The organism is Mesobacillus boroniphilus JCM 21738, assembly GCF_000517385.1.
GTDB lineage: Bacteria > Bacillota > Bacilli > Bacillales > Cytobacillaceae > Mesobacillus > Mesobacillus boroniphilus.
Window position 1 is genome coordinate 1 of the sequence record NZ_BAUW01000070.1, and the last position, 20,242, is coordinate 20,242.

At 39.9% G+C, this 20,242-nt stretch carries 19 protein-coding genes and 3 pseudogenes; 10 read left to right on the forward strand and 12 right to left on the reverse strand.

Annotated elements, in window-relative coordinates; translation table 11 throughout:
- Nucleotides 1-35 precede the first annotated feature (35 nt).
- The 4 genes and pseudogenes from JCM21738_RS16235 to JCM21738_RS16250 all read right to left on the reverse strand — a co-directional run bounded on the left by JCM21738_RS16235 (nucleotide 36) and on the right by JCM21738_RS16250 (nucleotide 4,876).
- Complete coding sequence (locus tag JCM21738_RS16235) at nucleotides 36-770, reverse strand: urease accessory protein UreH domain-containing protein (protein ID WP_023627774.1); 735 nt, start codon at nucleotides 768-770, stop codon at nucleotides 36-38.
- 90 nt (nucleotides 771-860) lie between these two features.
- Nucleotides 861-1,600: pseudogene (pflA, locus tag JCM21738_RS16240) on the reverse strand (pyruvate formate-lyase-activating protein).
- A gap of 80 nt (nucleotides 1,601-1,680) precedes the next feature.
- The gene (gene pflB, locus JCM21738_RS16245; protein WP_023627776.1) at nucleotides 1,681-3,906 is read right to left on the reverse strand and encodes a formate C-acetyltransferase; all 2,226 of its coding nucleotides are present in this window, start codon (nucleotides 3,904-3,906) and stop codon (nucleotides 1,681-1,683) included.
- Between the two features lie 520 nt (nucleotides 3,907-4,426).
- Complete coding sequence (locus JCM21738_RS16250; RefSeq protein WP_023627777.1) at nucleotides 4,427-4,876, reverse strand: cupredoxin domain-containing protein; 450 nt, start codon at nucleotides 4,874-4,876, stop codon at nucleotides 4,427-4,429.
- 138 nt (nucleotides 4,877-5,014) lie between these two features.
- Between JCM21738_RS16250 and JCM21738_RS16255 the strand changes: the two genes are divergently transcribed.
- The 4 genes from JCM21738_RS16255 (at nucleotide 5,015) to JCM21738_RS16270 (ending at nucleotide 10,055) form a co-directional block, all read left to right on the forward strand.
- Entirely contained in the window at nucleotides 5,015-6,208 is a 1,194-nt protein-coding gene (locus JCM21738_RS16255; protein WP_023627778.1) for a DHH family phosphoesterase, read from the forward strand.
- A gap of 413 nt (nucleotides 6,209-6,621) precedes the next feature.
- Nucleotides 6,622-7,788: a D-alanyl-D-alanine carboxypeptidase family protein gene (locus JCM21738_RS16260; protein ID WP_023627779.1), complete on the forward strand. Its 1,167-nt coding sequence runs from the start codon at nucleotides 6,622-6,624 to the stop codon at nucleotides 7,786-7,788.
- Nucleotides 7,789-7,945: 157 nt separating this feature from the next.
- Complete coding sequence (locus JCM21738_RS16265) at nucleotides 7,946-9,334, forward strand: alkaline phosphatase (RefSeq protein WP_023627780.1); 1,389 nt, start codon at nucleotides 7,946-7,948, stop codon at nucleotides 9,332-9,334.
- A gap of 67 nt (nucleotides 9,335-9,401) precedes the next feature.
- Nucleotides 9,402-10,055 carry a DUF4352 domain-containing protein gene (locus tag JCM21738_RS16270; protein ID WP_023627781.1) on the forward strand — a complete coding sequence of 218 codons (654 nt, stop codon included), beginning with the start codon at nucleotides 9,402-9,404 and terminating at the stop codon, nucleotides 10,053-10,055.
- A gap of 180 nt (nucleotides 10,056-10,235) precedes the next feature.
- Here the strand turns inward: JCM21738_RS16270 and modB are convergent, their stop codons facing one another.
- The 3 genes from modB to JCM21738_RS16285 all read right to left on the reverse strand — a co-directional run bounded on the left by modB (nucleotide 10,236) and on the right by JCM21738_RS16285 (nucleotide 12,105).
- Nucleotides 10,236-10,892, reverse strand: coding sequence for a molybdate ABC transporter permease subunit (gene modB, locus JCM21738_RS16275; RefSeq protein ID WP_031308525.1), 657 nt, complete (start codon nucleotides 10,890-10,892; stop codon nucleotides 10,236-10,238).
- A 5-nt stretch (nucleotides 10,893-10,897) separates the two neighbouring features.
- The gene (gene modA, locus JCM21738_RS16280) at nucleotides 10,898-11,671 is read right to left on the reverse strand and encodes a molybdate ABC transporter substrate-binding protein (protein WP_023627783.1); all 774 of its coding nucleotides are present in this window, start codon (nucleotides 11,669-11,671) and stop codon (nucleotides 10,898-10,900) included.
- A 182-nt stretch (nucleotides 11,672-11,853) separates the two neighbouring features.
- Nucleotides 11,854-12,105: a YkuS family protein gene (locus JCM21738_RS16285; protein ID WP_023627784.1), complete on the reverse strand. Its 252-nt coding sequence runs from the start codon at nucleotides 12,103-12,105 to the stop codon at nucleotides 11,854-11,856.
- 104 nt (nucleotides 12,106-12,209) lie between these two features.
- Between JCM21738_RS16285 and JCM21738_RS23480 the strand changes: the two genes are divergently transcribed.
- Nucleotides 12,210-12,344: a YuzL family protein gene (locus JCM21738_RS23480; protein ID WP_023627785.1), complete on the forward strand. Its 135-nt coding sequence runs from the start codon at nucleotides 12,210-12,212 to the stop codon at nucleotides 12,342-12,344.
- Nucleotides 12,345-12,400: 56 nt separating this feature from the next.
- On the opposite strand, the gene JCM21738_RS16290 is transcribed toward JCM21738_RS23480, so the two are convergent.
- Nucleotides 12,401-14,020 (reverse strand): ABC-F family ATP-binding cassette domain-containing protein, encoded by a 1,620-nt coding sequence (locus JCM21738_RS16290; RefSeq protein WP_023627786.1) that lies wholly within the window; start codon nucleotides 14,018-14,020, stop codon nucleotides 12,401-12,403.
- Between the two features lie 327 nt (nucleotides 14,021-14,347).
- On the opposite strand from JCM21738_RS16290, the gene JCM21738_RS24815 reads away from it, so the two are divergent.
- Nucleotides 14,348-14,485, forward strand: coding sequence for a hypothetical protein (locus tag JCM21738_RS24815; protein ID WP_023627787.1), 138 nt, complete (start codon nucleotides 14,348-14,350; stop codon nucleotides 14,483-14,485).
- A 131-nt stretch (nucleotides 14,486-14,616) separates the two neighbouring features.
- On the opposite strand, the gene JCM21738_RS16295 is transcribed toward JCM21738_RS24815, so the two are convergent.
- Nucleotides 14,617-15,216, reverse strand: coding sequence for an SCO family protein (locus JCM21738_RS16295; protein ID WP_023627788.1), 600 nt, complete (start codon nucleotides 15,214-15,216; stop codon nucleotides 14,617-14,619).
- 187 nt (nucleotides 15,217-15,403) lie between these two features.
- On the opposite strand from JCM21738_RS16295, the gene JCM21738_RS16300 reads away from it, so the two are divergent.
- Together JCM21738_RS16300 and JCM21738_RS16305 are read left to right on the forward strand one after the other, a co-directional pair.
- Nucleotides 15,404-15,802, forward strand: coding sequence for a CidA/LrgA family protein (locus JCM21738_RS16300; protein WP_023627789.1), 399 nt, complete (start codon nucleotides 15,404-15,406; stop codon nucleotides 15,800-15,802).
- On the forward strand, nucleotides 15,777-16,463 hold the full coding sequence (locus tag JCM21738_RS16305) for an LrgB family protein (protein WP_023627790.1): 687 nt from the start codon (nucleotides 15,777-15,779) through the stop codon (nucleotides 16,461-16,463). Before JCM21738_RS16300 ends, JCM21738_RS16305 begins: the two co-directional genes overlap by 26 nt.
- Before the next feature lie 239 nt (nucleotides 16,464-16,702).
- Here the strand turns inward: JCM21738_RS16305 and JCM21738_RS16310 are convergent, their stop codons facing one another.
- Nucleotides 16,703-17,365 (reverse strand): Crp/Fnr family transcriptional regulator, encoded by a 663-nt coding sequence (locus JCM21738_RS16310; protein WP_031308529.1) that lies wholly within the window; start codon nucleotides 17,363-17,365, stop codon nucleotides 16,703-16,705.
- A 308-nt stretch (nucleotides 17,366-17,673) separates the two neighbouring features.
- On the opposite strand from JCM21738_RS16310, the pseudogene JCM21738_RS24475 reads away from it, so the two are divergent.
- Nucleotides 17,674-17,820: pseudogene (locus JCM21738_RS24475) on the forward strand (ISL3 family transposase); the annotation flags it as partial.
- Between the two features lie 9 nt (nucleotides 17,821-17,829).
- Nucleotides 17,830-18,225, forward strand: a pseudogene (locus JCM21738_RS16315) (ISL3 family transposase); the annotation flags it as partial.
- A gap of 616 nt (nucleotides 18,226-18,841) precedes the next feature.
- Here JCM21738_RS16315 and JCM21738_RS16320 read toward each other — a convergent pair.
- Both JCM21738_RS16320 and JCM21738_RS26050 read right to left on the reverse strand, forming a co-directional pair.
- The gene (locus JCM21738_RS16320; protein WP_023627794.1) at nucleotides 18,842-19,468 is read right to left on the reverse strand and encodes a hypothetical protein; all 627 of its coding nucleotides are present in this window, start codon (nucleotides 19,466-19,468) and stop codon (nucleotides 18,842-18,844) included.
- Nucleotides 19,469-20,055: 587 nt separating this feature from the next.
- Nucleotides 20,056-20,242: hypothetical protein (locus JCM21738_RS26050; protein WP_243463049.1), on the reverse strand; the 187-nt coding region annotated here is incomplete at its 5' end.

The following is a 20,242-nucleotide window of genomic DNA, read 5'->3' on the forward strand; positions in this document are numbered from 1 at the left end:
CCCCCATTATTGTGACAGCTTTTCAGTGAAGTATTTTACAACCCCCAATAAGTGACTGTATCAAATATTCCAACGATGATTAAAATGTACCCGGCAATCTTCTGTACCACTGAACCCAGCTTGCGACTTTTTTTCAACAATGCCCCATTCAGGCCGATGTACGAAATTACAACTGCAAAGATAATCAGCGGGATGGAAGTGCCAATGGCAAAAACAGACGGCAGGACTGCTCCGTAGGATGTACTAAGGACAATCGGCATCAGAGTAAAGAAGAATAAGGAAAACATCGTAGGACAGAATGCGATTGAGAAGCTTACTCCCATCAAAAACGACCCTGTTTTTCCGCTGCCTGTCCATTGTGGCAATACAGAAGTGAAGCGATTGATCCAATTAAATGCGAAGAGGCCAATAAGTGACAGGCCGATCAAAATGAAAAGAGGGCCCATCAGCTTGCGGAACCAGGAAAAGAACCCCGGCAAAACTTGTTGGAAACTCTGACCGACTAGCCAGACTGCGAGGCCTAGCAGTGTAAAGACCAATATTTTTCCCAAGAGGAAAAACATAATCTCAATCCACTGGCTTTTCGTTTGCAGACTCCGGTTGCCGTAGTAGGTGATTGCACCGAGATTTCCTGTCAGCTGGCATGGAGCGAGAGCGCCAACAATGCCTAGTAGGAAGCTTGCCAATAAAGGGATTTGTTCAGTCTGGTTCACAAGGGTGAAGAATGGTCCGCTGAAAAAATTGCTGATCTCTGTAAACAGTTGATACATAAAGAACCTCCACTAAAACTAGTAATACTATGATACTAAAAAAATATCAAAATAGTATGCAGAAAAAAACAGCAGGCAAGTAACCTGCTGTTAATTCACTGCAATATGGGCTGTCAATAGTTTATATGCATTATCCACTTCATCGTCTGAAGGGGGTTCAACATCTTTAAGAGGGTACTCGAGCCCTAATGCTTCCCATTTATAAACTCCCAGCTTATGATACGGCAAGACTTCTAGTTTTTGAACATTCCCCAGAGTGCCAATAAACTCGCCTAATTTGGTGAGATCCTCGATTTCATTTGTGACACCAGGAACCAGTACATGGCGAACCCAAATTGGAACTGGATGGTCAGATAAAAAAGGGCGAAATCCAAGATGTGATCATTTGCCATTCCTGTCAGTTTGATGTGTTTTTTCCTATTGATATGTTTTAAATCTAGAAGAATCAGGTCAGTGTAATTCAACAGCTCTGCCAGCTGCTGCTGAAAAAGAGGAGCGGTTGAATAACATCCTCCTGAAGAATCAATGGTGGTGTGCACTCCGAGTTTTTTGCACTCCTTGAAAAGTTCAGTAATGAAAGGAATCTGTAAAAGCGGCTCACCGCCGCTTACTGTGATGCCACCGCCAGATGCTTCAATAAAAGGAAGGTAGGATTTAAGATCATCAATGATTTCGGAAACAGACATCTGTTTGCCTGTGCCGATCTCCCAGGTATCTGCATTATGGCAAAACTGGCAGCGCAGCAGGCACCCCTGTGTGAAGATGACATAGCGTATCCCAGGTCCGTCTACAGTCCCAAAGGTTTCAATAGAATGAATGTTTCCGATCATGATGATTTCTCCTTTCATTAAAACAGGAGTTCCCGCCATGCGGAAGGAGGGCAACTACTGTTTCTCTACAGTTGTATTAGTTACATGGTTTCATGGAAAGTACGGTTGATTACATCCATCTGCTGCTCACGTGTAAGCTTGATGAAGTTGACTGCATATCCAGATACACGGATTGTCAGCTGCGGATATTCTTCAGGATGCTCCATCGCATTTAACAGAGTTTCCCGGTTAAACACGTTTACGTTTAAATGGTGACCGTCTTTGATAGCATACCCATCAAGGATGGAAACCAGGTTATTTGTACGGCTGTCTTCATCTTTTCCAAGCGCTTTTGGCACGATGGAGAATGTGTTTGAAATTCCGTCCAACGCATAGCTGTATGGAAGCTTTGCAACAGATGACAGGGAAGCTAGTGTTCCTTTAGTATCGCGGCCATGCATTGGGTTTGCACCTGGCGCGAATGGCTCGCCAGCACGTCTTCCATCCGGTGTATTACCTGTCTTTTTACCATAAACGACGTTTGAAGTGATCGTTAAGATTGACATTGTATGAACAGAATTGCGATATGTTGGGTGCTTGCGCAGCTTTGTCATGAAGTTTTTCACTAGTTCAACTGCGATGCTGTCAACACGGTCATCGTTGTTTCCGTATTTAGGGAAGTCGCCTTCTGTTTCAAAATCAACGGCAATGCCGTTTTCGTCACGAATTACTTTTACTTGTGCATGCTTGATTGCACTCAATGAATCCGCTACTACGCTTAGGCCTGCAATTCCAGTTGCCATTGTGCGAAGGACTTCTGTATCATGCAGCGCCATTTCAATTCTTTCATAGCTGTATTTATCATGCATGTAGTGAATGACATTAAGAGTATTAATGTAAAGGCCAGCAAGCCATTCCATTACATTATCGAATTTTGCCATTACTTCTTTATAGTCAAGGACATCAGACGTAATAGGGCTGAAGCCAGGAGCAACTTGAATCTTTAATTTTTCATCGACACCGCCATTGATTGCGTAAAGCAAAGCTTTTGCCAGGTTGGCGCGTGCTCCGAAGAATTGCATCTGCTTACCGATTTCCATTGCCGAAACGCAGCAGGCAATTCCGTAGTCATCGCCATATTCACAGCGCATCAAGTCGTCGTTTTCATATTGGATTGAGCTCGTTTTGATTGACATCTCAGCACAATACTTCTTGAAGTTCTCAGGCAGGGCAGGCGACCATAACACTGTCAGGTTCGGCTCTGGAGCAGGTCCGAGATTATCAAGTGTATGAAGGAAGCGGAAAGAGTTCTTCGTTACAAGCGATTGCCCGTTGTGTGCCATACCGCCAATTGACTCAGTTACCCATGTAGGGTCACCGCTGAATAACTCGTTGTAGTCAGGCGTACGCGCAAATTTTACCAGGCGAAGCTTCATGACGAAATGATCGACAATTTCCTGTGCTTCTTTTTCAGTAAGTGTTCCATTTTGCAGATCTCTTTCAATATAGATATCCAGGAATGTTGCGACACGGCCAAGGCTCATTGCAGCTCCATTCTGCTCTTTAATTGCTGCAAGGTATGCAAAGTAGACCCATTGGAATGCTTCCACTGCATTGGATGCTGGCTTGGAAATATCATAGCCATAACTCTGGGCAAGCTGCTTCAATTCATTCAATGAACGGTATTGCTCAGAAATTTCTTCCCTCAGGCGCATCGTGCCCTCAGTCATGACGCTGCTTGTCATTCCATGATCTTTCTTCTTTTGTTCCATCAGGAAATCTACACCATAAAGAGCTACACGGCGGTAGTCGCCAATGATGCGGCCGCGTCCATAAGCATCCGGCAGGCCAGTGATGATTCCAGCTTTACGAGCCTGGAGCATTTCTTTTGTATAAACATCGAATACACCCTGGTTATGCGTTTTACGGAAGTCAGTAAAAATCTTTTCTACCTCTTTATCCAATTCATAACCATATGCCTCGCATGCAGCTTTAGCCATACGAATACCGCCAAAAGGCTGCATAGAGCGTTTAAATGGCTTATCGGTCTGGAAGCCTACAACTTTTTCTTTGTTCTGATCAAGATAGCCCGGCCCATGGGATGTAATGGTGGATACCACTTTGGTGTCCATATCAAGAACACCGCCGTTGTCACGTTCCTGCTTTGTTAATTCCATTACCTGCTGCCATAAATGAAGCGTTTCCTCAGTTGCGCCTTCAAGGAAGCTGGAATCACCGGTATATTCAGAGAAGTTTTTTAGAATGAAGTCCCTAACATTGATATCGTCCTGCCAAGCACCATTTTTAAAGCCTTTCCATTGTTCCATTTAAATTCACCTCTAAAGTAGATGTTTATATAACAGTTACCACACTTTTATTATACTACGGATATAACAGTTTGAGTGTGACATATTTGTGAAATTATGAACAATACAATATTTATATATGTTTTGGTCTTATGTCTGCTTGTGAATTTGAAAACTGTTCTATAATTGTTTTAAGGTTTTCTGGTTCTGTTATATAAGAATTTCTTTATGTATATAATTCTATCAGGAAATTTAGTACCGTGTTCATAGTGTTATGTATGTTTTGTGTCAATTTCATAGCGTAAAAACAAGAAAAAACAGGATGCAATATCCTGTTCTCCTTTTAGATTAAGGCTGTTTTCGTAAAGAGTGTTGTTAAAATCCTGAAGCTGATTTTAAAGTAATATATCCCCTTTTTGCATGTCGGTATTAAGTTTGCATGCTCTTTTCTCATAAGAAGCGTCAACTTAAAGGAAGGAATATAGGTAATTCAATCAAATTTTGTATTTTATAGCAACGAAGTTTGAGAAAAGGGCATAGATTAATCAACAACGATATAAGCGATCATTGGCCCATTATGTTCAGCTGAAGGATGAGTCAGACAAATCAGCCTGTAGGTTCCTTCTATATCAAACTGTAAAGGGACGACTGTTTCTTCACCTTTTTTTACTACCCATTTTATATCTGTTCCTTCTATGATGAAAGGATGTTCTTTTCCGTTGACTCCCAGTATCTTCAAACGAACCTTTTCACCTTTTTCCAAAAAGATTGTTCCTGGATCCCACCGGTATGCTTCAATTTCCTTGCCATCATCCGTGGTAGATTTGAACTCGCCTGTCACCATGTGAATTTCGCGGATTTGTTCATTTTGTCCACCTAATGCCGGAGTGGCATCGGGCTTTAGGCCCAGCCAAAGAGAACCGATGATGGCAATAAAAACGATTAGGCCAAAGAAATATAATGTTTTTCTTTTTAACACAAAGAAATGCATGTTTTCACCTCCTTACTATCCTCTATAAATATCTATGCTCGTCCCCATGCTGAACTTGTCTAATTTTTTGATTTTCTCTAGTATAGATTATCAGGGCAAAAACAAACTATAGATTAGATGAAAACTAAGGAGGACAATATGTACCGTTTATTTACTCATAATGATTTGGATGGGGTGGCCTGCGGAATTCTATTCAGGCTCGCATTCGGTGACAAAGCCGATATCCGATATAATTCTGTTTCTGGACTTAATTTTCAGGTGGAGAAATATTTCGAGAGAATGAATGACCGGATGAAACAGGAAGATCATCTATACATAACAGATTTATCTGTCAATCATGAAGTCACTGAAAAAATCAATCAGTTTGTTAAAGATGGGGGAATGGCAAAGCTGATTGACCACCATAAAACAGCATTGCATTTCAATGATTATAGCTGGGGTTTGGTAAAAGTAGAATATGACTCGGGGACACTGACAAGCGCTGCATCACTCGTATATGACTATTTAGTAGAGGGAAATCATCTCGTTAAAAATGGATCCCTTGATGAGTTTGTTGAGCTTGTCAGGCAATATGATACCTGGGACTGGGACATCCTCAAGAATTTCAAAGCCAAGAATTTGAACGACCTGTTTTTTATGGTTTCTATAGAAGAATTTGAAGAGCGGATGGTTCCTCGTCTGACATCTGGAGATTCTTTTGATTATGATGATTTTGAAAAAAAGCTCCTCGAAATGGAAGAAGATAAAATCGAAAGATATATCAGGAGGAAAAAGCGGGAAATTATCCAAATTGAAAATGATGGTTTATACGGCGGAGTCGTTCATGCTGAATCCTATCACTCGGAATTAGGAAACGAGCTGGGCAAGGAGTATCCACATCTGGATTATATAGCGATTTTGAACTTGGGAGGAAAGAAAATAAGCTTCAGAACAATTCATGATGACGTAGACGTCTCTGCTGTCGCTGGTGAATTTGGCGGGGGCGGACACGCCAAAGCATCTGGATGCTCTATGAATAAGAAAGCTTATCACCGTTATATTGAACAGGCATTCCCCCTGGAACCAATCAAGCCGGACGCTTTTAAAAACACCTATAATCTAAAGGGTTCGAAAAATGGATGTCTGTATGAGAATCGTGACCGTGAATTGTATCTGATTTATACGGATGGTACCCGATATTTTGTTCAGCAGGAAAGTAAAGAGCGCCATGGCCCCTTTGACAGTTTTGAAGCAGCCGAACGCTTTGTGAAAAGAGAATATGGAGCAGCACTTGCCAGGGATGATGTATATATTTCCTATCTCGAAAATATCGTATTTAACGAGCGGAATTGAATAATCCCTGTCGGTGAAAGTGATAGGCTGTGAATGCCAGTCAATTGTTTTAAAAGGAAGTTATATTAGGTCACCGATGGTATATCGGTGACCTGTTTTATTGATATCACCTATTTACGATCGCCAATACCCATGATTGTTAACCAGAATTTAAAATAATTGGCTTTATGGCCCTCCAATTGGTTTGCACCCTGATATTCAAAAAATCGTATCAGTCTCCACAATCTCGCTTATTCAACCTCTAATAAGCTTCACTAGTACTTTTTTAAGTGCTTTACCAATTTGGCCAGGGATTTAAATCTTTACAAACTTTTCCGATTATTCCAGTTTGATTAAAAAATTATAACACTAAACATCTATCGACAAGTTTCTGTTAAAATAGTTGAAAAGAATAGGACACTGGATGTGGTTTGATGAGGAGATTTTGGGCCCTGTTTATGCTGTTATTTGTAAGTATGAATTCTTCTGCTGAATTTGTTAAAGCAGAGGCAGATGAACCTGTCTTAACATCTGAGGCCGCCGTTTTGATGGACACCCAATCGGGTGCCATACTATTCGGGAAAAATGAAGAAACGAGGATGTATCCTGCGAGCCTGACAAAGATTGCAACTGCTATTTACGCTATTGAAACCGCTGACTTGGATGAGCAGGTCGTTGTTAGTGAAGAAATTGAGAATATCGATGGTACAAGAGTTTATTTAAATCCTGGCGAAAAGGTGTCTTTGAAGAAGTTGGTTCAGGGAATGCTGATCAACTCAGGAAATGATGCCGCGTTGGCAATTGCCATTCACCTGGACGGTTCTTTAGAAAGTTACTCTGAAAATATAAATAAGTTCCTGAAGACCAATATTGGTGTTGAAGATACTCATTTCGTCAACCCGCATGGTCTGTTTGATGAAAATAATTATACAACCGCCAAGGAACTTGGTTTGATATTAAACTATGCAATGAACAATCCTGATTTCCGGGAGATTTTTGGCACCAAACAATTGGAGTGGGATGGGGAGTCTTGGGATACTACGATTCTTTCCCATCATCGGATGCTAAAAGGCGAAATTCCTTATGAAGGAGTAACGGGCGGGAAGACAGGTTTTGTGGACCAGTCGAAGCAAACGCTTGCTACCACTGCTGATAACGGGAAGTTGAAGTTGACAGCCATCTTATTGAAATCAGAATACAAACGTAAAATTTATGAAGATACTGCCGAACTTTTCGATTATGGATTTGCCAATTTTCATTCAGTTCAAATCAGGAAAGGTGAGAAATTCAATAACGGCAATCTCAAATTCAAGGCGGATGAAGATCTTTACTTGACTGAGCCGAACGGACAGAGTAATCGGGTGGTAGAGGAGGACGGAGTATTAAGAGTTGAGAACGGCAGCGGGGAAACGATTCATTCTGTTGAATTAAAGCCTTTGATTGAGAAGAAACCAGAAGTGAAGGAAACCACAGAACAGCCTGAGCAAAGCGGGATGCTATCGATGAATACCTTACTAGGTGCAGCGTTATTTACTTTGGCGGCTATTGCATGGCTACTGAACCGTAAACAAAAAAAGAACAGAAGAATTCGTAGCAGGTGAGTGATCACCTGCTATTTTTATTTTCCAAAAGTTAAATGAAGGAATTGTGAAGAGCCTTAACATAAACACAATGGTTTTTTACATTGTATTAATAACAGATTAATAGTTTCCCATTATATTAAAAGGCGTAGTAAATAACATTTCTGGAGGTCTTGTAATGATTAAGGCAAATTTTAAAAAGAAGATTCTCCCGATCGCTGTTCTATCAACTGTAGCGTTCGGCAGCTTAGCAGGGACTTTTGACGCAGAAGCAAAAAACAAAACAAAAGATAACCGTGCAGAAATTAAGAATGTTATTTTCTTAATTGGTGATGGAATGGGGGTTACTTATACTTCGGCTTACCGCTACTTGATGGACAACCCTGAAACTACAGAAGTTGAGAAGACTGAGTTTGACAAATACCTTGTGGGTAGCCAGATGACTTACCCCGAAGACACTGAACAAAACGTAACTGACTCTGCCTCGGCGGCAACAGCGATGTCGGCAGGGATCAAAACTTACAATAATGCGATTGCAGTGGATAATGACGGTTCAGAAGTAAAAACAGTTTTGGAAGCGGCCAAGGAAAACGGCAAAGCTACTGGCCTTGTAGCTACTTCTGAAATTACGCATGCCACTCCAGCCTCCTTTGGTGCGCATGATGAAAGCCGCAAAAATATGAATGGTATTGCAGACGATTATTATGATGAACTGGTTAATGGTGAGCATAAAATCGATGTAATGCTTGGCGGGGGAGTAAGTAACTTTGTTCGAAATGACAGGAATCTGGCAGAGGAATTTCAGAAAGATGGCTATAGCTATGTAACGAACAAACAGGACCTGTTAAATAACAAAAACGAAAAAGTACTTGGCCTTTTTGCACCAGGTGGATTGGACAAGATGATCGATCGCAATGAAGCGACTCCTTCCCTCGAAGATATGACTAAAACAGCAATCGAACGTTTAAACAAGGATAAGGATGGTTTCTTCCTGATGGTAGAAGGCAGCCAGGTCGACTGGGCTGGACATGACAACGATATAGTTGCTGCCATGAGCGAAATGGAAGATTTCGAGAAAGCGTACAAAGCAGCAATCGAATTCGCTAAGAAGGATAAGCATACATTAGTTGTGGCGACTGCTGACCATTCAACTGGCGGATATTCAATTGGTGCTGATGGAATCTATAACTGGTTTGGAGCACCGATCAAAGCTGCAAAACGCACTCCAGATTTCATGGCTGCAGAAATTGCTAACGGTGCTGATGCTGAAGATACACTAAAAAAATATATTGACTTTAAATCTGTAGGTCTCCCTGAGTTGACTGCAGAAGAGGTTCAATCCGTAAAAGACGTTGCTCCAACAAAGAAAGCCAGGGATATTGACAATGCTATTGAACAGATTTTCGATAAACGCTCCCACACCGGGTGGACAACAGGTGGACACACTGGTGAAGACGTCCCAGCATATGCATTCGGTCCTGGAAAAGAGCGTTTCTACGGACAAATCGACAATACTGACAATGCGAAAAACATTTTTGATATCCTTGCAAATGGCAAAAGAAAATAATTAATTTGATAATCTCCCGCTGAACCTTGGATCTGCGGGAGATTTTCTGAAAAGGGGTTTTCATAAAATGAAAAAATATCTGCAATTAATGCTAGCTGTTTCAATGCTGACAGGCTGTTCATTTGCACAGGCTGATTCAAAAGAGGAAACGAATCCTGTTGAAACTGTTGCGGAGAAACCAGTAAATAAAAATACAGACGTGTATGTACCGAATCCGCAAGTTTCAGATGACAGGGAACTAAAAAAAGCAGAGGATTCTTTAATTGACGATAAAGGAGAATTAACCCTTAAGGCAGTTAAAAAAGTCAATAAAACATTCAAGCTCGATGGCATTGAATATAAGGTTAAAGAAATTAAGTTGCTGCACTTTATTCCTGATTACAGCCTGATTGATTTCTTCCATCCATATACACATGATGAAGAATTTGATTTTGTTAAAATTGGGGTTGAAGTACACAATAATTCCAGCGAAAGCTATCATTTTGGTCCGGTGGCAATGGTGAATATCAATGATTCAATTCACAAGACATGGGAAGATGATTTTTACCTGGAAGAATTACATGGTGAAATTGTAGCCGGACAAAAAAAGCAAGGAAACCTTGGATTTATCGTGGATGACCTCAAAAACCTCGATAAAGTGGAAATTCTCTCAGGGGACTTAGTTGACAAGGATAAAAAGAAGATCAGGGAACCCATCAACCTCGTTGTAACCTTTGAATAAGAGGATAATATAACCTGGATTTTGTCCTTTTCAGGACCATGAGTGAATACACCAATTTAGGGTCTAATAGAATGCAAGAAAGCCATGGAGGATCCATGGCTTTTACTATCCGCTTTGTTTGGGGAATTTCCAATCAGAGGATAAGCTGTTCATAAAGGCTGGGTAATCGGTATGTTCCATTTAGTGTTTTAATAATGAAGTCGACAGGAGCATTAGGAACGATATTCCAACCATGGCAATTACCCATAGCCAGGCTGACTGCATGTTTCCGGACTCAAGAGCTACATAGATTGCCGTTGGGACGGTCTGTGTTTTTCCAGGCAGGTTGCCGGCAAACATCAGGGTTGCTCCAAATTCACCCAGCGCTCTGGCAAAGCTTAAAATAAGTCCTGTGATCAATGTTTTTGCTGATAGGGGAAGAGTAACATATAAAAAAACCTTCCACTCATTTGCTCCATCTACCCTCGCCGCTTCCTCCGCGCCAGGATCAATCGATAGGAACCCTGTCTTGGCTGATTGATACATCAACGGAAAGGCTACGACTGATGCAGCGATAACAGCTGCCCACCAGCTGAAAATAAGGGGACTGCCGAAAACATTTTCAATTAATCTTCCAATCGGACTATTTATGCCAAAGATGACAATCAATAGAAACCCAACTACAGTAGGAGGGAGTACTAAAGGCAATGTTAACAGCGTTTCTACGGCTGTTTTACCTAAGAACTGCCTCCTTGCCATAAACCTTGCAGCAAATATGCCGAATAAAAATACAAATACTACCGACACTGAGGCAATTTCAAGGGAAAGTTTAATCGGGCTCCAGAACTCACTGCTCATAAAAATCATTCCAATGCTGCTGTAAAGCCATATTTTTTGAAAATCTTCATTGCTTCTGGTCCTTTTAGGAAATTGAAGAAGTCGATAGACTCTTCAGGATGATTAGTTCCGGCAATGACACCAACAGGATAAACAATCGGGTCATGTAAGTCTTTTCCATCCAAAGGGACAATTTTCACTTTATCGGAAACGAGTGCATCTGTTTTATATACGATGCCAGCATCAACATTTCCTGTTTCAACATTTGAAAGAACCTGGCGGACGTCTTTAGTGGGAATGATTTTATTCTCCAGATCTCCCCATAATTGCAATGACAGCAATGCTTGTTTAGCATACATGCCTGCAGGAACAGATTCGGGAGTGCCCAGGGCGATTCTATGAATATTTTCGTTAGTTAGTGATTTTGCTGAATCGATATTCTTGTTATCACTTTGTGTGATCAACACAAGTTCGTTTCTAAGAAGCCTTACGCTGTGTTGTTCGTCTATAAGCTTTTTGGATTGTAAGTAATCGAATTTATCCTCAGCCGCGGAAATAAACATGTCTACCGGGGCACCCTGGGATATTTGCTGCTGCAGAGAACCGGATCCGCCAAAATTGTAGACAATTTTAATTTCTGGATTTTGTTTCATATATTGTTGCCCAGCTTCTTCCATAACATCACGGAGGCTTGCTGCTGCAGAAATTGTAAGTTCATTTGGGTTTGATTCACTGTCATCCGCACAACCCGTAATGAAGAGTAGGAGGGCTGCGGAAAAAACAATATGTATTATTCTCAATCAAGACATCCTTTCCAAAGACCCTTTTAAACATTTACAATAGTTATAACTGATTATATCGAAATAAAAAGGATGCTACATACAAAAAATATCACAAGTTGGTGAAATTATCATTGATTCGAGTTATTGGGGAGTAAGGAGGATGTAAAATAAAAAACTGCCAGTTGGCAGTTTCATAAATATTATTGATTCTGTCCAGTTTTTTGATCAATCTGCCTGCAAACCTCGTCAGCGGAAAGGCCATTTGCTTCAATGACTGATCCTTGGATCGAGGCATCCTGCATACCCATTACGTTTGAATCGATACCAGAAACCACGCAGCAATCACAGCCTTGTACATCGGCTTCAGAGCGCAATTCAACGACGTTATGGCCTCTTTCGCGCAAAGCTTCTGAAATATTAGTAAGTGATTGTTCTACACCAACTCTTGCCATCAATAACACCTCCTCACTTAATTTAAGTTGTCCGGCGCAGGTATAAAATATACCAATCACCAGACAATAGAAGGGCATACTAATGATCAATGGGAGGTGCAGATATGGGTAATATAAGGAAAAAGGATCCTTCGACTATTGGGTTGAATTCATCACAAGTAGAAGGGCAGGGGACTACAACTAGCGAAACCGGAAGCAGGACCTCCTCCTCTTCGCGAAAAAAGCAAAAAAAAGGTTAGTGGCATTTTAAGAAGCAAAAATCAAACCCTCGGATGCTGTCCGAGGGTTTTGGTGTTTAAGCATACATTTCTGAAATTTGCTTTTGAAGCTCTTCATTTTCAAGGTATTCGTCATAGGTCATCTGCTTATCAATCAATCCTGATGGAGTGATTTCCATAATTCTGTTTGCCGCAGTTTGAATGAACTGGTGGTCATGGGATGAAAAGATCATTGAACCCTTGAAATTGATCATGCCGTTGTTCAAGGCAGTGATGGATTCAAGATCCAGGTGGTTCGTTGGTTCATCCAGCAGAAGGACATTTGCTCCAGATAGCATCATCTTAGAAAGCATGCAGCGGACTTTCTCGCCTCCGGAAAGTACGCTTGCTTTTTTCAAAACTTCTTCACCGGAGAATAGCATACGGCCAAGGAATCCGCGAAGGAAGCTCTCGCTGTCATCCTTAGGTGAAAATTGGCGGAGCCAGTCCACCAGGGTAAGATCACAGCCTTCAAAGAACTCCGAGTTGTCTTTAGGGAAATATGCCTGGGATGTCGTCACACCCCACTTGAAAGTTCCGCTATCTGGTTCCATTTCACCTGTAAGGATTTTGAAAAGTGTCGTGATCGCTATTTCGTTTTTCCCAACAAGCGCAATTTTGTCATCTTTATTCATGATGAAGCTGATATTATCCAAAACCTTTACGCTGTCAATCGTCTTGGTAATTCCATCAACTCTTAATAAGTCATTACCTATTTCACGGTCAGGAGTAAATCCAACGTATGGATATTTACGGGATGATGGTTTGATATCATCGAGAGAGATCTTATCAAGCAATTTTTTACGTGAAGTAGCTTGCTTGGATTTAGATGCGTTTGCACTGAAACGTGCGATGAACGCTTGCAATTCCTTGATTTTCTCTTCCTTTTTACGGTTCGTATCTGACTGCATTCTTAATGCAAGCTGGCTGGATTCATACCAGAAATCATAATTTCCGACATAAAGCTGGATTTTACCGAAATCGAGGTCCGCTATATGCGTACAAACTTTATTCAAGAAGTGTCTGTCGTGGGAAACGACAATAACGGTATTTTCAAAATTGATCAAGAATTCTTCCAGCCATTGTATTGCAGCGATATCAAGGTGGTTCGTCGGTTCATCGAGAAGAAGAACCTCAGGTTTACCAAATAAAGCTTGGGCAAGAAGTACTTTTACTTTTTCTCCGCCGCCAATATCAGCCATTTTTTTATCATGAAGCTCTTCGCCAATACCAAGGCCTTTAAGAAGAATCGCTGCTTCGGATTCTGCTTCCCAGCCATTAAGCTCAGCAAATTCACCTTCAAGCTCTGCAGCTTTCATGCCATCTTCATCTGTAAAGTCTGCCTTCATGTAAATCGCATCTTTTTCCTGCATGACTTCATACAAACGGGCATGTCCCATAATAACGACTTTCAGCACTTCGACATCTTCATATTCGAAGTGGTTCTGCTTCAAAACAGCCATACGCTCACCAGGTGTCATTGAAACATTTCCTGTTTGCGCTTCAATTTCACCTGATAAGATTTTAAGGAAAGTGGATTTGCCTGCACCATTTGCTCCGATCAGGCCATAGCAATTTCCCGGAGTGAATTTAATATTAACATCTTCAAAAAGCTTGCGGTCACCATATCTCAAGCCGACATTTTGAACTGTAATCATTTATTTAGTAGCCTCCATTAATATATATCCCAAAGATTATAACATGTTTGACTGCTATGAGCGAATTCTTTTTAAAGATGAGGGCAGGTAGAATGACGTTTTTTTGTGTAAATGGTGTTTTGAATGGAGTCAAATTGGGAAAAGGCAAGAGTAGGAAGTAATCTGGATAGTTTGCATATTAATTATCACAATCTCCACTGGGTGTCTATTGGGAAATTCGTGATTTTTTTTGCTGGCTGATGTCAATTTTTTTGCTCGTTTTCACACATTTTTCATATTTTTCATGTAAAATAATAATAGACAAAGATGGATAAAGGAGCTTTTAAAATGGCTAAAAAGCAGCTGGTTGATTTTGTTAACCGACTAAAGGAATCAGGGATAAAAGTCAGCTTCACTAAGCCAAAATCAGAATTTTTCTCCCTGCAAAAAACAGAGAAACATCCCACAACGGTGAATTCACATTAAGGGATAGACAGGCTCTCCTCATTATGCAGAACCCTTCATGATTCTCATTCTCATCTAAAAGTCATAATGATAAGCTTAATCTGGACGGTAAATAGCATACAAAAGCGGTGCAAAGGACCGCTTTTGTATGCTTATATTTCGTTCATTATTTCTTCGAACACATCATCTTTATTAAAATCTTCCCCCATCGGGAATTTTTTTATGAATTTGTTGTTTTTATCAATCAGGTAAGTAAATGTACTGTGGACGTAAAAACCATTTCCAGGATCCCGGTACTGAAACTGGAATGTATCGGCAACCTGTTTGATTTTCTTTTGTTCTTCCAAAGTGTCTGCTGGATCACCTGTCAAGAAAATCCAATTTCCGTCGTTTTCAAGTCCGAAGTTATCCATATATTTCCTCAAAACTTCAGGTGTATCCCGGTACGGATCAATTGTAATAGTTACAAATTGTACGTCCTTACCGTAAACACCTTCTTGGATTAAGTCTTTGCGAAGCAAGTTCATTTTTTGGGTTGTTGTCGGGCAGATATCAGGACAATGAGTATAAATGAATTCTATAAGCTTGATAGTCTCTGTTTCTTCACCGAAAGTATAGTTTTCTTCGTCCATGGTGACAAGCGTAATGTCCTCTGGAATTTGTGCATTCGCATCCCGGATTAGAAAAAATGAGATGCCAGATGTAATTCCTATTAATACAATAAGTGAACTGATAAGATAGATTTTTTTCATAACACAATCCTCCCCCATATAAAGATATAAGAAATATGAGGAAAATCATATGGACATTGTGTGAACTATGTTTAATATACAGCTTCCAAAAAAGATAAGTGAATATTCTTGCAATATAACGAATGAGATTTATAATGAATTGTAAAACAATTTCAACGTCTAGGGAAATATAAAGGGGAATTATTCTTTGAATGCTGATAAAATCGTGAAATACTTATTGCAGATCACAGGGTTGATCCTGATAAACAAAGCCGGCTTTTATATTGTAGAGCTGTTTGAGCTGCGTATTCCAGGTAATGTTTTGGGAATGATTCTACTTTTCGTGCTGTTATGGACGAAGGTAGTCCGGCTTGAATGGTTTGAAGGAGCGGCGGATTTTCTCGTCAAGCATCTTTCATTCTTTTTTGTGCCGATTTCAGTTGGTTTGATGACTCTGGGGGGACTTATTGCTGAAAATGGCATTCAACTTGCTGTTATATTAGTTTTGAGCGCTATAATAGGCATGGTGTTTGCGGGAGGCGCTTCAAATGTACTGATAAAACGTAAGGGGGAGAAGGAAAGTGCAAATTCTGCTGACGATCTTTAGCATTCTCATAACCTTGCTTGCATACCTTCTCGCCAGAAAGGCTGCGGGTAAATATCCATCTCCGCTAACATCCCCGGTATTTTTAAGTACAGTGATTGTGATTGCCGTATTGCTGTTTATGAATATACCTTATAAGAAATATGAACCAGCAAGTGAGATTATGACCTATTTTCTGGGACCTGCAACTGTGGCTTTAGCTGTTCCGTTATATCGGCAAAGAAAGATCATTTCATCCTACGCGGTTCCTGCTTTATTTGGTCTTATAGCAGGAATTGTCTCGACTATTCTCTCAGCTGTGTTCATAGCGTATTTGCTTAACTTATCAGATTTAATCTTAGTTTCTTTGACGATTAAGTCAATCACAATCCCTGTAGCTTCGGAGGTTGCCAGGATCATAGGAGCAGACTCGATAATGGTTGCTGCGTTCGTCATGATCACAGGTATGCTAGGGGCGATGATTGGCCCATTTCTTATGAACACCATGAAAATACTAGACCCTTTTTCGAGAGGCTTGGCAATCGGCACCATTGCTCACGGAATTGGTACAGCTGAAGCTGCCAGGGAAGGAGAGTTGCAGGGTGCCGTTTCAGGAGCAGCAATGGGTATGGCCGCGATAATAACTTCGTTGTTCCTGCCCATAATTCTCCCAGTATTCTTGTAAGGAACCATATGAAAACGAAGACCTATAAAGGCCTCCTTTTTTCTCTGGTAGGCAGACTCGATTAAAACAGAGCTTGTGCCATTAATGTGGGCAGTTACCCTTATGAGAAGCAGCTTAAGGGTATTGGACGGAACGAAAGCGAAAGGTACCCTTATGAGAAGCGGAAAGGCTGCAAAAGGGTACGACTTAGGCTGAAATAGACCCCTAGCTTGAATCACCAGACTTCAGAGGATTCCTAATTATTCGATATTGCAATACTCTATCGGACAATTTTCACAGTCGATTTGTTGTTTTAAGTAGTCCAGGTCATGAATGATAATTCGTTTTTTGTTTATGGAGATAATCCTTTCATCGCGTAATTCCCCAAGCATGCGGCTGACGCTCTCCCTGGCAGTTCCGCAATAATTTGCTAAATCCTGATTCGTGATCGATACGTTGATGTGAATGCCATCGTCTTTTTGAATGCCGTAACTATTGCTCAGCCTGATAAGGGTTGAATACAAAGCTCCTTTTTTGCCGTGCAGGACAAGGTCGCGGAATTTAGTAATCGTTTTTCGTATATGGTCGTTCATCCATTTGAGGAATTGGTAAGCAAGCTTGCTGTTGTTGAACAATGTATGCTCCAGGTTCTCGATATTTACAGCTGCCGCTTCACCATCCTCGACAACTTTTGCATTGAATAAATATCGAGGACCTACCGTAAAGAGCGTTAACTCACCTACAATATCGTTTTCATTACATAATCTTAAATACAATTCTTTCCCTTCCGCGTTCATTTTTGAAATCTGCACTTTACCCGACAGTATTATGAACATTTCTTTTGCTTCCTGTCCTTCGCGGAATAAAAATTCACCTTTTTTAAATTTAATGATTCTATCTGATACTTTAATTAATTCGCTCATCTCATAAGTTAAATTGATTGGATTTTCCTGGCCGGCCACAAAATCTCCACCTTTTCCGTCCGTTGTTTATCCTAATTTAAAATGAAATATAAACAAGAGGTCAATAGAGAAAATGTGAACATTACTTTGACAACGTTTTTTTTCACCTGTATTTTTCATCGAATTGGATAAATGTGGTTGACTAGGTTGGTTCAAAGGAAGTAAACTAAAGCAAAAAAGCTTCCTCGCCAAATTGTATTGGTTTAAAGTTTCATAGACCTGCCATAATGGATAATAGATTGAAATATTATAATCCGAGGTGGCCCAAAATGGAAGACTTTAATGAGGAATATGGCGTGTTTCAAAAAGCGTTAAATATTGAAGATCCATGGTATGTTGTGGATTATGAATTGAATCAAAAAGATCTTACCCTAGACATATATTTAGATTTTAAACGAGGCGCTAAATTTGTCTGTTCCCATTAAAACCTGAAAGCAGACCAACAAGAAAAAATTCTGAAACTTAAGGACACCAACCTTAAAACAGCTAGAGCTTATCGAATAAAACTTGCCTTGCAAGAACTATGGACAAAGTCCAATTCGTTTGCCATATTTTATTTCCAAGAGTGGTATGACTGGGCAATTCGTTCACAACTGGAGCCAATGGTAAAAGTTGCTCAAACACTTAAGAAACATGAACCGGGTATTCTTAGATGGTTTGTTTCCAAAATGACCAACGGTCTTCTTGAAGGCATTAATAGTTTAGTTCAAGCCGCCAAGCGTAAAGCCAGGGGATACAGGACAATTAAAAACTTTATCGCGATGATCTATGCAACAGCCAATAAATTAATAATCAAGGTGGAGCCACATAAGCAAGGGTAGGTTTACCTACAAAGAAAAAGAATGAGTAACAGTATGGAGCCATGCATCGCTCGCCACTGAACTCATTCCCTTGTCCAAGAATAAGTATGCCCGCTCATTGGGGTTGTTATTCATGTAACAGGTGGTGAATGCAGAGTGAGCAATTGAGCTCATTCCCTTGTCCGGTTTTAGTCTTTATTCTACTAATAGCAGTCCTACTATACTATTGAATGATATGACGTCGGGGTCTAGTAAGTTGTTATACCAACACTAAATGGCGAAGAGCCGCAAAAAATAACTTTTATATTATTTTATTAAAAGTCAAGAAGATATCTAGTATACCTTTTAAATAAATACTTTATTATAATGTCACACATTTTATAGGTATAAAAGAAAAGGATAGATGAACAGGAATAATACCTGTATCCATCTATCCTTTTTGTACAACAAATGACCTCATTTACCACAACAACTATATAATATTGTTGTTCAACTAGCGCCCTATAGTTTAATAGCAATAGGTAAGACTTTGATGTTATCTCCATCTTTTCCCCTGCTCCACACTGGCTACGAAAACCTAAATCATAAGAAGTAGGTATATAAAAAAGAGCAGGATTTCAACTCCTGTTCTTCCTCATTACCGAGCTGTCTTTGATAGAAACTCAACTTTTTTTGTGAGATTAGTTCTTGCACTGTCAGAATACTGATAACTGATATGTTTTCCATAATACCAGTAAGTATCCTTTGCTTGATAAATATTAGTTTTATAGTACCGAGTCGCTGATGGATTATAAAATGTTTCAAAGGTTGCTGATGACGCTCCAGCTACCCAAGTACTTTTAGTAAGCATAGCTGGAATAGTAGCCGCTGCAAATCTCGCTGACCATTCTGACAACTTATCTAAAAAGGTTGACGAACCAGTAAAAGAATCAATAAAATAATAATTCATGCTTCCTGGGTCTACATAAGCATACTGTGGATCATCAATTGCTGAGCCTTCTTCGAGGTCTAACCCACTAGATAATAATTCAACATCACTATCCGAAGCAATTTCCATGTCACCTTCTGTAATGGTAGTTTCAGAAATTGCTATACCGTTTTCATCATACTCAGTGACAACTGTGTAGTTGACCGTTTTCGGTTCCTCTTTCTGTTCTTCAATTACTGGCTTACCTTTCGCAGAAGCACTCGATGCAAATCCAACTGTAGAAAATGATGAAGCTGCTAGTGCCAAAGATGTAACGACTGTCAAAATCTTTTTCATGTTACCCCCATCTTTTGGAATTTTTTTGGTACTTTTAAATTATATATCGAATTATACTATAATGATATAATATTCATAATATTGAGTAGTTGGGAAAATTCTATTAGGTAAGGTGATAAAAATGGCTCTTAAGAATGAGTCCAAATGGTTTAAGGTGTTTTGGAAAGTGTTAGCAGTGGTTGCAGTTTTAGTATTAATTTTGGATAAGTTTGGACCCAAAATAGAATACCTAAATAATTTGGCCTTTATAGTCTTTACTATTTTATGTATTGGCATGGGTATCGAATTAAGAAAGTCAATTGGGAAAATCATAATTGTAGCCCTGTTCTTCATTTTTGGTTTAGCATTCTACCTTTAGACTTTAGAACAAGCTCCCCCAATTCTATCTAAAACATCTTTATTTATCTTAAAAAATGAGACCCACGCAGGAAATTGATCCACATAAAGATGAATTGGTTTTGAAATAAAACCTTTAAAATCCACTTTGGGACAAACTATATCCTCAGAGTGCGTCGTGCACATAGAAAAAGCATATATCCACAGACAGTGGATATATGCTTTTTTCATTGTTTATTAAAAGTGTAGATTTATTTTCTAACCTTCGTGTTTAAATTTGTTGGATTCTCTTCGACTAAACTGCTTCTATAGTTCAATAAGAAACCTTTTCTTTTAAGTAATTTGAGATGACTTGTGTTTATTGCAAAATAAAAGTACAGAGGTTTGCGAGGAATTTGTGCAGAATCTAACTGCATAAAAAATAGGCTTGCCAGCCCC